This is a genomic window from Motilimonas sp. 1_MG-2023 (genome assembly GCF_030547455.1).
In the GTDB taxonomy this organism is placed as follows: Bacteria; Pseudomonadota; Gammaproteobacteria; order Enterobacterales; family CBDFNC01; genus Motilimonas.
This window is the reverse complement of record NZ_JAUOPX010000010.1, coordinates 16842-28604: the sequence shown is the minus strand read 5'-3', so window position 1 is coordinate 28604 and position 11763 is coordinate 16842. Positions and strand designations below refer to the sequence as shown.

Below are 11763 nucleotides of genomic sequence, written 5' to 3'. Positions count from 1 at the left end.
TGCTAACTCAAGGTCGAGCCAGCCAATAAAAAAAGAATATAACACCAGTTAAGGATAAATACTTAGTATATTAAACCTTAAAAAGACTTATACTCAGAAACATAAACTATAAATATAAAAGCCGCCTTATTTGAATATTTATGAATTTTTTAGGCTTTTTTATGCATGGTAATGCATGTTTATGTTTAGGTTAACACCCTAACGTCAAATTTAACCTTGTTTTAGACATTGCTTATGTAGATTTTGCCCTTCGCCAAGCATGGCTTCATTTTGATGGGACCAAAACATATGTTCATCACTAACGTATTTCGCGCCTGAGCCAGCAGGAACAGACGTTAAGGCTTCTTCTTTGCCTTTAAAATACAGGGTTGCAGTTTTGTCATCATTAATATCAATGTAGAACTCCACCTTATCTTGGCAGACATACTTGTCACCAGCAGGCGCTTTAGAACAAGCTGAAAGTGTTGCAACGGCTAAAACGCCTGTAACTGCCAGCATGATACTTTTCATGGTTTAATCCTTATATAAATATGAAAAAAGGTGTTTCTTTTCAGTGTTTGTTAGTGCGCTAACACGCGCAATATTACGCTCAGGGATTTTGTCATGATCCGGGTAGCTATCCAATGCTCGGTTCATGCTCTCCTCCCTGATCAGGTGAAAAATAGGGTATGGTGCTCGGTTAGTTAAATTCTCATCATCTTCGGGGTCTGTTCCAGCAAACTGATAATGAGGATGAAAACTGGCAATTTGATAAACGCCATACCAGTCTTGCTCGGCGAGTAATGCATCGGCCCAATCGAGCGCATCATTAAAGTCCATAAAATCGGCAAATAAACCCGGCGTGGCAAACAAAACCGTATCTAATGTTTTAGCATCCGTGCTCGCTAGTAATCCGAATGCGTGCGCTAAATCATCCAAAAACTGCTGTGGCTCATTGGCATCACTTAATAACACTTTAATTTGCTTATTGCGGTGCGGTTTGTTGGCAAAAGGACATAGGTTTAAACCTATGACCACTTGCTCTAACCAAGTCCAAATTTTTTGCTCAATTTCTGCTTCTTTAATGATCATTTAAATACACAATGCTTGGCATAATCGGCTGCTTCATTTGCGGTAATATCGCCTGCTGATTTTTCTTTAATTTGCTGGCACCATTCCTCTGAGCCAACTTCCGGTGAGCACGCCGTTAAAAACAGCATAAAAATGCCAGCAAAAAATACGTTAATTAATCTCATCAAGGCTCTCTCAGTTTGTAATAAGTTGTTTTGCAAATATTACTACAATTGTCATAAAGGCTTAATAGTTAGCGCAAAATTAATACTTAATATCATTCAATCAGCAACGATTAACCTTCTAGCTAAGACATAATCTCATTTCATTTTGGTTATGCAATAGTTTGATGGACTTCACAACAATTATCTAATACCTTATTGAGCCCACTATTTTATTTGGCAATAATCGATGAATCCAACTAAGCCAAGCCTATTATTGCTTGTCATCCTAGGATCTTTGTCTGGACTGACCCCTCTTGCAGTGGATATGTATCTTCCAGCGATCCCGACCATAACCCAAGCATTAGACACCCGAATCAGTTTGGTGCAATTAACATTAAGTGTCTTTTTAGTTGGCTTTGCTATTGGCCAAATGATCTACGGCCCTCTCTCTGACAGCTTAGGCCGGAAAAAAGTATTACTATCTGGCTTATTCATTTTTGTCGTCAGCAATGGATTGGTGTACTTTGCACAAGACATTACCACTTTAATGATATTACGATTTATTCAAGCGATCGGAGGTGGCGCAGGTGCGGTTATTGTCAGCGCTTTATTACGCGACATGTTTGCCAAAGATGCTTTTTCTAAAGTGATGTCGTTTGTAATTTTAATCATGACCGTCGCCCCTTTAGTCGCCCCTTTGCTAGGAGGGCAAATCCTCATCATTGCTGATTGGCGCGCTATTTTCTATTTACTGTCAACCGCAGGCTTACTCACTGCAATAGCAGTTATGGTATTTATTCCAGAAACCTTACCTGAGGAAAACCGGATCCCATTGCGACTAGGCAGTGTGGCGCGCAATTACATAAAAGTGCTTAAACATCGCCGGGTACTAGGCTTTATCCTCACCAGTGGCTTTTCATTTTCTGGTATGTTTATTTTTTTAACCACCTCACCCTATGTCTACATTGAATTTCTCGGCATTCCCACCGAACAATACGGTTATTATTTTGGCTTGAATATCATATTTATGATGATCTTAACCTGGTCAAATGGCCGTTTTGTTGAGACTAAAGGCTATATATACATGCTACAGCTGGGTTTGAGCCTGTTGGGTTTTGCTGCTTTGATGATGTTGCTGATTATGTTATTCAATGTGAATAGTCGGTTGTTCATCGTGGCTGCTGTGGTCAGTTTTGTTGGCGTTATGTCATTAATTGGCTCAAATGGCATGGCTGGTATTCTAAACGAATTTAGTGACATGGCGGGTACTGCTACCGCCCTTACAGGTACCCTCAGGTTTGGTATGGGCGCCGTGGCAGGCGCCATCGTCAGCATGTTTCACAGCAATAATGCCGATTCAATGGCTGGAGGAATGTTTGTCTGCGCGGTACTCTCCATAGCAAGTTATCTCTGGCTGGTTAAACCCACTAACGACAAAAATATGACGACGGTTGACGCAGCCTAAGATAACCAACACTTTAAGGCAGTAATCGCATTTAAAGAATGCGCTTAACCATATTATCAGCACGAAACACCCGCATTCGCCCTAGTAGTCTCTGCACTTGCTGAGGGTAATCTTCTAAGGTTTCTATTTGCTTATAGTGATTAATACGAGTGGTGTGAGCAAGAATGAGCTCCAACTCTTTTTCTTGCATATCTGCTAAAGCACCACTTTTGTCTTGAAGTAATAAACCGTTTTCAAGATCTAAACGCCATGCCCTAGGGTTGAGGTTATTACCCGTCAGTAACATTGTTTGGCTGTCTGAATAAATTCCTTTAAGGTGGAAGCTGTTAGTTTCATGGCGCCATAAATGAATATTAAGGCTACCTTGATCAATATATTTGTTATGTCGCTTGGCAAACTTACGTAAGTTAACTTCATACAAATACGGTAAACCAGCAATGGTTTTAAAGGGCTCAGATGGCGGAATGTAAAAGTCATTAGCCGTTTTATCGCCAACAACCAAGGTGATGCTAACGCCGCGTTTTAACATGGCGGCAATATCACGCGACAATGCCGCAGGAAAATTAAAATAAGGTGTAAATAAGATCAATTCACGACGTGTGCTGTGAAAGATGTGGCGTATCATTTGGTTTAATTTATTACCGCGAGCACCAAAACCAGCTAATGGTGCAATCCCAATGCAATCAGGTTCGATTTTTTTCGGCAACACGTGGCCGGAATATTGATACTGGGCTCTTTTCAAATGGCGACGCAACTGCTTATGCTGCCCTTTCATCTCGGTCAACGTGGGGATTGGCGCAATATTTAACGGCACGACCGCAAAGTCACCTTTGATTAGATCGTCGATATAGTTAACAAAACTATCGGCCAATTCATTGTGCTTAATAAGACAATAACGATCGTAGCGATAACGGTCTTTCTTATTTAAATAGATGTTATTTAAACTTGCACCGCTGTAAAGCACTTGGTCGTCGAACACAAACCCTTTTAAATGCAACACGCCAAATAATTCACGGCTTTTAACTGGTATACCATAAATATTAAAGTCACTATTAAAGGTTTGTGCAAACTGTTGATAAAAAGTCGCATTAGTGGAATCCGCTGCTTGGCCAATAAGACCACGCTGTGCGCGATGGAAATCAACAAGCACCACTACTTCTAGTGCTGGATTACTTTGCTTCGCTTGATTAAGTGCGTGCCAAATTTCTTGTCCGGCCTCATCATCTTCTAGATATAAAGCGGTCAAATAAATACGATGCTTGGCATTAGCGATCGAAGCGAGAATGCACTTTCTGAATTCAGCAGCCTCATACAAAAACTGTATATCACTGATATGACTGATCAGAAAGGGTTGCTCAGCTATAAAGGTTAAACTTCGATTGATTCTGTCCATCATGCCCAAAATTCTTATACTCAATGTTGTAAAAGCGGCGATATTATATCAAGTTATTTACAAATCATCTGTTTAACTATTCACCTTTATCGCAAATTACCAAAACAAATATGATTTTTTAGGTCGTTTCAGTTAAAAAAAAAGCCCCTTTCGGAGCTTTTTGATAACACTAAGTATTACACGTTCAGGAATGCTTTAACTTGTGCAACCACGGCTTCCGCCGTTGGCTGGTCTTCCATCTCAGCAAAAATACGCAGTAAAGGCTCAGTACCAGAGAAACGAGCAATCACCCAACCGCCATTTTTGAAGTACACTTTCGCGCCGTCTTCATAACTGACTTTTTCGATTTCGTAAGCAAACTCTGGCAGCTCTTTATCTTCATAAATACGCTTGTATAGCGCTTCTTTAGCAGAAGGTTTAAACGTACAGTCGCCTTCTGCGGTGTAAGCGTAACCGTACTTGCCGTAAATTTCTTTTAGTAACTCGCCTAGTTTTTTACCTGTTACACAGATCATTTCAACTAATAGGCTTGACGCGAATACGCCATCTTTACCTTTAATATGGCCACGAATAGTTAGGCCACCCGAGCTCTCACCACCGATAAGGGAATCATCAGCTTCCATTTGCGAACTAATGTGTTTAAAGCCCACTGGAACCTCAAAGCTCTTTTCACCATGATCCGCAGCAATTTTGTCCAATAGGTGCGTCGTCGCGATATTACGTACCACAGACCCTTTAAGGCCTTTATATTCAAGTAGGTAGTAATACAACAGCAGCAGTACTTCATTTGGATGAATAAAGTTACCTTTCTCATCAATGATACCTAAACGGTCAGCATCGCCATCAGTGCCAATACCAATGTCGTAACCTTCATGCGCAACAAGGTGTTTTAGTCGGTACAGGGTGGCTGCACTTGGGCTTGGCATTAAACCACCAAAACCTGGGTTTTCACCATCGTTGATCACGTCAACTTCACAGCGCGCTGAAATCAACACAGTTTGCAGTGCATTTTTTGCTACACCGAACATAGGGTCAATCAACACTTTTAAATTTGCTTTTTTGATTGATTCAACGTCTAAGTAATTCAAAATTGAGTCAACAAATTCATTCATTGGGTTGATTAGCAATATTTTGCCATCTGCAATCGCTACGTCTATATCCAATGATTTCACATCAGCTAGGGTTAAGTTAGCGATTTGCGCTTCAATTTTTTGTGTGATCACTTCATCAGCATCGCGGCCGCCTTCAATGAACACTTTAATACCGTTGTAATCAGCAGGGTTATGAGAAGCAGTAATACAGGCTGAATATTGACAGCCCATTTCACGACACTTAAACATCACGATCGGAGTCGGTACATATTTATCGATGAAACTAACGGTAATACCGTTACCAGCAAGCACTTCCGTTAGCCAAGTCGCCGCTTTTTTCGAGATAAAACGACGGTCAAAACCAACGACAAAACCATTACCCGCTGCATTTTCTGTATTAATAATATTAGATAGTGCTTGGCCAACTAAACGTACATTATCTTTAGTGAACTCTTCACCAATAAATGCACGCCAGCCGCCTGTTCCAAATTTAATCATTACTTTCCCTACACTCTAAAAATAAAAACAAAAAAGGGGCGCTGCATGACTGCCCGCCCCTTAAAAATCACATTATGATTGAGGCTGAGGCTTAGCCCATTACCACAACAACTTCGTTCACGCTGCCTTCAGCCTGAACAGGAATGGCACCTTCTACGGCAACACCATTAAGGGTTACAGAGGCAACACCTTTACTTACGCCATTTGGATTTTCAACTTTGATGTTGAACTTAGCACCACGCCATTCGCGTTGTACTTCAAATCCAGGCCAGTTAGTTGGTACACATGGGTCAACAATTAGGCCTTCAAAGCTTAAACGCACACCCAGAATAAAGTTAGTTACCGCAAAGTAAGCCCAACCAGAAGTACCTGTTAACCATGGGTGGTTAGCACGGCCATGATCTTCATGATCACGACCCATGATGAATTGTACATATGAGTATGGTTCAACAACGCGTTTGTCCATATTCTCATTTTGGTTGTATGGGTTTAGTGCATCGTAGAACTTCATCGCACGGTCACCACGGCCTAGTTTCGCTTCCGCTACCCAAGCCCATGGGTTTGGATGTGAGAAGATTGCACCGTTTTCTTTAACACCTTGGTAAACGCGAGTAACGAAACCGATGTCGTCGTTTGGCGTTGAGAACGAAGGTGAATTTAGGTGTAAGCCGTATTCTGAGTATAAGTTCTCATCAACCGCATCCATCGCTTTTTCACCGCGCTCTTGCGAAACCGCTCCTGAAAGAACAGCCAGTGTGTTTGACTCTAAGTGAACGCGACCTTCAGCTTGTTGCGCAGTACCAATTTTGTCACCGTCTTTAGTTAGACCACGGATGTACCAGCCACCCTCTTCGTCCCATAGGTGCTCTTCACAGGCTTTTTGCACGCCTTGCGCCATTGCAGTGTACTTAGCAACGTCATCTTCTTTACCTAGGTATTTAGCAAGGTCGATAAACTCTTGTAATGCCCAGTAATGAAGGAAAGAAACCATGGCTGACTCACCACCGCCTAGGTTTAGACAGTCGTTCCAGTCGGCGCGAAGGCCTTTACAGATACCCGTTTGGCCAACATATTCAGCAGAGAAGTCTAACGCGGCTTTCATGTGGTCGTAAACAGACGCTGTGCCACCGTTTGCGTAAGGAATTTGCTCGTCGAAGAAGCTTTCTTCGCCAGATTCCATTACGTATTTACAAATCGTAGGAACAATCCATAAGTGGTCATCAGAACACGTATCTTCGATGCCGTGAATTTTGTCATCATCAGACGGTGTAGGTACTACCGTTGGTGATTTAGATGGTTTAACGTCCGCTTTTTCTGGATCGAACCAATCAGGATCGAATAAGTGTAGGCCGTAACCTTCTTTAACTTGACCACGTAATAAGTCAACAAGACGCTTACGTGTCATTTTCGGGTTAGCATGAGGTACTGAGATAGCGTCTTGCGCAGTATCACGGTAACCCAAACCAGTACGACCACCTACTTCAATGAATGAAGCAAAACGTGACCAAACCACACAAGTTTCAGCTTGGTATAAGGTCCAAGCATTGATCATTGAGTTAAGACCAACATTTGGTGACTTAACTTGGAATTTGCTACAACGCTCTTCCCAGTGATCAAGAATACCTTGGAAAGCTGCGTCAACATTAGCTAGGTCTTGGTATTTCTCACGTAGACGATCGCCGTTACCTTTACCGATACCAAGAATAAAGGCAAAACGTACTTTCTCACCAGGTTGGATAACGAACTGCTTGTGCAGAGAACCACAGTGGTTGTAACAAGTTTTAACTGTGTTAGAACATTTACCGTTTTCAACCGCAATTGGGTTAGCTTCATCACGGTATGCACCGAGGAAGTTATCACGTTGACCATCGTATGAGTCAGGGCTAAACGTTGATGCTAGGTAGTAGAAACCTTCGAAATCATTAGTGTTGTAGTATAGGTCGTATTCAATCACACCTTCAGTGTAAGCCGTACCTGCAGAGTACAAAGACATCTGATGGTTTTGGTTGTCTGACTGAATATGAGAGAAAGAGAACTCAACAAAAGAGAAAGCTGAGATAGTACGTGGCTTATCGCCCGTGTTTTCAATAACCACATCCCATACTTCTGCATCTTCGCCTTTTGGTACGAATAATGTTTTAGTCGCTGTGATGCCGTTATATTCACATTTGAATTTTGAATAAGAAAGACCGTGGCGAACTTCATACTTCGCTTCGTCTAGGCTTTTCGCTACTGGCTGCCATGAGATAGACCAGTAATCACCTGTTTCATCATCACGTAAGTAAACGTAATGTCCAGGGCGGTCAAAAGACGCGTTTGGACGGAATTTAGTAACACGGTTGTACTCAGGAGAATTGTAGAAAGAGTAACCGCCAGCATTGTGAGAGATAACAGTACAGAACTTTTCTGTACCTAAGTAGTTAGTCCACGGCGCCGGTGTATCCGGACGCGTGATCACGTACTCTCGATTTGCATCATCAAAAAAACCGTATTTCATTTATTATCCATCCTTACTTATGTTGCGTACTTTGGTGCTTCCAAAATACCAAAATGTGATACTCGCAAAAAAATAAAACTAAAAGTTAAAAATCACTTTGTATCATAATGGTTGCTTTTAATTAGTGTCTAAATCAAAACACCGTGAAATAACAACTTTTCAATAATAAATAAAAGCTGATATTCACAAAGCCCAACAACCTGATAGCTTCCCTGTGAAAAAATCCTTTTCTAACGCCGTGTTTTTTACCACATTGTACCACTGAAACAAAGCGCGAATAGGCATTCAAGGTCTCTGTTCTTAGATACTGTGATAGCTGTCACCTAGTCTAAAAAACTCAAGATTAAAGCATTGTATTTCTTAATGTTTCATAAGCTCTACAAGATTGGTTTTACTGACTTTCAAGGCTTAACAGCGGCTTAGGTTAACGTAATTAACGGAATTAACGTAGGCTGATGTCAATGTTGTTTACAGCGCGATTACATATATTCACGTTTACATTACTTTAATGCTGCACATCGGCAAACATCAGGCAAAAAAAACGCTGCAATTAGCAGCGTTTATTTTTTTACTAAAGTGAATTAAACCACCTTAGCAATACTTTCACACAATGCATCCATATTTGATTTGGTCATACCTGCAACTGAGATACGGCCAGAGCCAACAATATAAATGCCGTGAACATCTTTTAATGTCGCCACTTGCTCAGGAGTTAAACCAGAGAAAGAGAACATACCATTTTGACGTTCAATAAAGCTGTAATCGCCTTGTACGCCTTTGTCTTTTAACGTTTGCACAAACAAGGTACGCATTTCTTGAATGCGGTCGCGCATTTCAGCAACTTCTTTGTCCCACTCAGCATAAAGTTCAGGGTCATTTAGAATTTCAGTTACCACAGCCGCGCCGTGTGCTGGCGGGTTTGAATAGTTAGCACGAATACCGCTCTTAACTTGACTGAAGGCCACTTCAGCCACTTGCGTAGTCGCTGCAACTAACGTTACCGCACCCACGCGCTCGTTGTATAAACCAAAGTTTTTCGAGAAAGAATTCGCAATCAATAACTCTTGATTGTACTGCGCGAAAATACGTAAACCCTGCGCATCTTCTTCAACGCCCTTAGCGAAACCTTGGTAAGCAAAGTCGAATAATGGCAGTAAGCCTTTAACCGCGCACAGCTTAGCTAAAATTTCCCACTGCTCAGCCGTTGGATCAATACCCGTTGGGTTATGACAACAACCGTGGAACAGCACTAAATCACCTGCTTGCGCTGTTTCTAGTGACGCTAGCATAGCGGCAAAATCTAAATCGCGCGTTTCAGCGTTGTAGTAATCATAAGTGACAACTTCTAAACCAGCTGTTTTAAATACATTGCCGTGGTTCGCCCACGTTGGGTTACTGACCCAAATTTTGTTAGAAGGTAAATGTTTAACAGCAAAATCTGCCGCTGTACGCAGTGCACCGGTACCACCTGGTGCTTGTGCAGTAAAGGCGCGGTGATTAACAACAATATCGCTGTCTTTACCAAAAAGCAGCGCTTGTACCGCTTTACCGTAAGCAACATTACCTTCAATGCTTAAGTAACTTTTAGTCGTCTCAGAAGCCAAAAGACGTGCTTCAGCTTTCTTAACTGTTTCTAGAATTGGCGTTTGGCCATCTTCATTTTTGTAAATACCTACACCTAGGTTAATTTTCTCTGCGCGCTCGTCTTTTTTAAACGCTTCAGTTAAACCAAGAATTGGATCTGCAGCAGCTTCAACGACCTTCTCAAACATTGTAATCCCTCAATAATATGACTAAAAGTTGCAACTCAGTTATACCATTGCGCCAATTACGAACAAAGTAGAAAGTCACATTTTGGTGTAATTTTACTGCTTTTTTTTATTTTTCAGGCAAAAAAACTGAAAAAAAGAATGTTAATAACAAACCAATAACAAATCTGCACATTATCGAACCGTATTCGTCGATCAAAAAAGCCGGCTCTTGCCGGCTTTTTGCATATTTATTCTACTTTTACTTACTTTAATGCATTAGCATCAGCAATATTAGCACGCCAAATAGCTGGGCCTTGCTCATGAGCATTAGCACCGGTTGAGTCTACTGCTACCGTCACTGGCATGTCTTCTACTTCGAACTCGTAGATTGCTTCCATCCCTAAGTCCTCAAACGCTACGACGCGAGACTGCTTAATCGCCTTAGCGACTAAATATGCAGCGCCGCCAACTGCCATCAAATACACAGCTTGGTGTTTTTTGATTGATTCAACTGTTGCTGGACCACGCTCTGCTTTACCTATCATGCCCATCAATCCGGTTTCTTCAAGCATGAAATCCGTAAACTTATCCATTCGCGTTGACGTGGTTGGGCCTGCTGGACCAACTACCTCTTCGCCTACCGCATCAACAGGACCAACGTAGTAAATGAAGCGACCATTGAAATCAACTCCTTCAGGTAAGCCTTTACCCGACTCCATCAATTCTTTAATACGCTTATGGGCAGCGTCACGGCCAGTAAGGATTTTGCCTGACAGTAACACTGTCTCCCCCATCTTCCATTCTTGCATTTCGGCTTTGGTTAACGTATCTACGTTAACCCGACGAGCATTCTCGCCCACCTCAAATGTTACCTCAGGCCAGTCTTCTAAACGTGGCGGTTTAAGTTCCGCAGGACCGCTGCCATCAAGGGTAAAATGCGTATGACGCGTGGCGGCACAGTTTGGGATCATCACCACCGGCTTAGAGGCGGCGTGAGTTGGGCAACTTTTGATTTTAATATCAAGAACAGTCGTCAAGCCACCTAAGCCTTGTGCACCAATACCAAGGTTATTGACTCTATCCATAATATCTAAACGTAGCTTTTCATCTGTGGTTTGCGCACCGCGCTCACGAAGCTCATGAATATCTACCGGGTCCATTAATGCTTCTTTTGCCATTACCGCGGCTTTTTCCGCCGTACCGCCAATGCCTATGCCTAACATCCCCGGCGGACACCAACCCGCGCCCATCAGCGGGACGGTTTTTTCAACCCAAGCTGCGACATCATCGGAGGGGTTGAGCATGACCATTTTCGATTTGTTTTCTGAGCCGCCGCCCTTAGCCGCTACCATCACTTCCACTTTATCGCCCGGCACCATTTCAATGTGAACCACGCCTGGGGTATTGTCTTTGGTGTTTTTACGTGCGCCCGCTGGATCGGCCACAATGGAAGCGCGCAATGGGTTATCAGCATTGTTATAAGCACGACGAATGCCTTCATCGATCATCTGCTGTACCGTTAAATCACTTTCCCACTGTACATTCATACCAATTTTAACAAATGCAGTCACAATACCAGTGTCTTGACAAATTGGTCGGTGACCTTCGGCCGACATACGCGAGTTGATGAGAATTTGCGCCATTGCATCTTTAGCGGCTTGGCTTTCTTCTTTGTTATACGCCTGTTCCAGCGCTTGAATAAAATCCAGCGGGTGGTAATAAGAAATAAACTGCAGCGCATCCGCTACACTTTCAATAAGGTGTTCTTTTTTTATCACTGACATCGACGTTGCCTCACTGTTCCTTGCCCCAACCTAGGAGCATAATTAGCTTTATTGTTATACCCCGTATGAT

9 protein-coding genes are annotated in these 11763 nt (G+C 42.3%); 1 reads left to right on the top strand and 8 read right to left on the bottom strand.

From position 1 onward, the window contains the following. Positions 1–210 precede the first annotated feature (210 nt). The 3 genes from Q4519_RS07305 to Q4519_RS07295 are packed head-to-tail and all read right to left on the bottom strand — an operon-like array spanning position 211 to position 1235. Complete coding sequence (locus Q4519_RS07305) at positions 211–510, bottom strand: MliC family protein (RefSeq protein ID WP_232801299.1); 300 nt, start codon at positions 508–510, stop codon at positions 211–213. Between the two features lie 3 nt (positions 511–513). Further along, complete coding sequence (locus Q4519_RS07300; protein WP_303511245.1) at positions 514–1071, bottom strand: DUF1415 domain-containing protein; 558 nt, start codon at positions 1069–1071, stop codon at positions 514–516. Continuing rightward, entirely contained in the window at positions 1068–1235 is a 168-nt protein-coding gene (locus Q4519_RS07295) for a DUF3012 domain-containing protein (RefSeq protein ID WP_232801301.1), read from the bottom strand. Before Q4519_RS07295 ends, Q4519_RS07300 begins: the two co-directional genes overlap by 4 nt. 226 nt (positions 1236–1461) lie before the next feature. Here Q4519_RS07295 and Q4519_RS07290 point away from each other — a divergent pair, with 226 nt between their 5' ends. Further along, the gene (locus Q4519_RS07290; protein ID WP_303511241.1) at positions 1462–2679 is read left to right on the top strand and encodes a Bcr/CflA family multidrug efflux MFS transporter; all 1218 of its coding nucleotides are present in this window, start codon (positions 1462–1464) and stop codon (positions 2677–2679) included. Positions 2680–2710: 31 nt separating this feature from the next. Here Q4519_RS07290 and pssA read toward each other — a convergent pair whose 3' ends face one another. The 5 genes from pssA to Q4519_RS07265 form a co-directional block, all read right to left on the bottom strand. Further along, complete coding sequence (gene pssA, locus Q4519_RS07285) at positions 2711–4075, bottom strand: CDP-diacylglycerol--serine O-phosphatidyltransferase (RefSeq protein WP_303511238.1); 1365 nt, start codon at positions 4073–4075, stop codon at positions 2711–2713. A gap of 173 nt (positions 4076–4248) precedes the next feature. Next, the gene (locus Q4519_RS07280) at positions 4249–5661 is read right to left on the bottom strand and encodes a phosphoglucomutase/phosphomannomutase family protein (protein WP_232801304.1); all 1413 of its coding nucleotides are present in this window, start codon (positions 5659–5661) and stop codon (positions 4249–4251) included. 91 nt (positions 5662–5752) lie between these two features. Continuing rightward, the gene (locus Q4519_RS07275) at positions 5753–8158 is read right to left on the bottom strand and encodes a N,N'-diacetylchitobiose phosphorylase (protein WP_303511235.1); all 2406 of its coding nucleotides are present in this window, start codon (positions 8156–8158) and stop codon (positions 5753–5755) included. Between the two features lie 581 nt (positions 8159–8739). Beyond that, on the bottom strand, positions 8740–9930 hold the full coding sequence (locus tag Q4519_RS07270; protein WP_303511233.1) for an amino acid aminotransferase: 1191 nt from the start codon (positions 9928–9930) through the stop codon (positions 8740–8742). A gap of 242 nt (positions 9931–10172) precedes the next feature. Beyond that, complete coding sequence (locus Q4519_RS07265) at positions 10173–11693, bottom strand: fumarate hydratase (RefSeq protein WP_232801307.1); 1521 nt, start codon at positions 11691–11693, stop codon at positions 10173–10175. Between the last annotated feature and the right edge of the window lie 70 nt (positions 11694–11763).

What these genes read in the sequence shown, in the direction of transcription:
- Q4519_RS07305 (WP_232801299.1), bottom strand. Translation starts at nt 510, where the DNA reads ATGAAAAGTATCATGCTGGCAGTTACAGGCGTTTTAGCCGTTGCAACA.
- Q4519_RS07265 (WP_232801307.1), bottom strand. Translation starts at nt 11,693, where the DNA reads ATGTCAGTGATAAAAAAAGAACACCTTATTGAAAGTGTAGCGGATGCG.
- Q4519_RS07290 (WP_303511241.1), top strand. Translation starts at nt 1,462, where the DNA reads ATGAATCCAACTAAGCCAAGCCTATTATTGCTTGTCATCCTAGGATCT.
- Q4519_RS07275 (WP_303511235.1), bottom strand. Translation starts at nt 8,158, where the DNA reads ATGAAATACGGTTTTTTTGATGATGCAAATCGAGAGTACGTGATCACG.
- Q4519_RS07300 (WP_303511245.1), bottom strand. Translation starts at nt 1,071, where the DNA reads ATGATCATTAAAGAAGCAGAAATTGAGCAAAAAATTTGGACTTGGTTA.
- Q4519_RS07280 (WP_232801304.1), bottom strand. Translation starts at nt 5,661, where the DNA reads ATGATTAAATTTGGAACAGGCGGCTGGCGTGCATTTATTGGTGAAGAG.
- Q4519_RS07295 (WP_232801301.1), bottom strand. Translation starts at nt 1,235, where the DNA reads ATGAGATTAATTAACGTATTTTTTGCTGGCATTTTTATGCTGTTTTTA.
- Q4519_RS07270 (WP_303511233.1), bottom strand. Translation starts at nt 9,930, where the DNA reads ATGTTTGAGAAGGTCGTTGAAGCTGCTGCAGATCCAATTCTTGGTTTA.
- pssA (WP_303511238.1), bottom strand. Translation starts at nt 4,075, where the DNA reads ATGATGGACAGAATCAATCGAAGTTTAACCTTTATAGCTGAGCAACCC.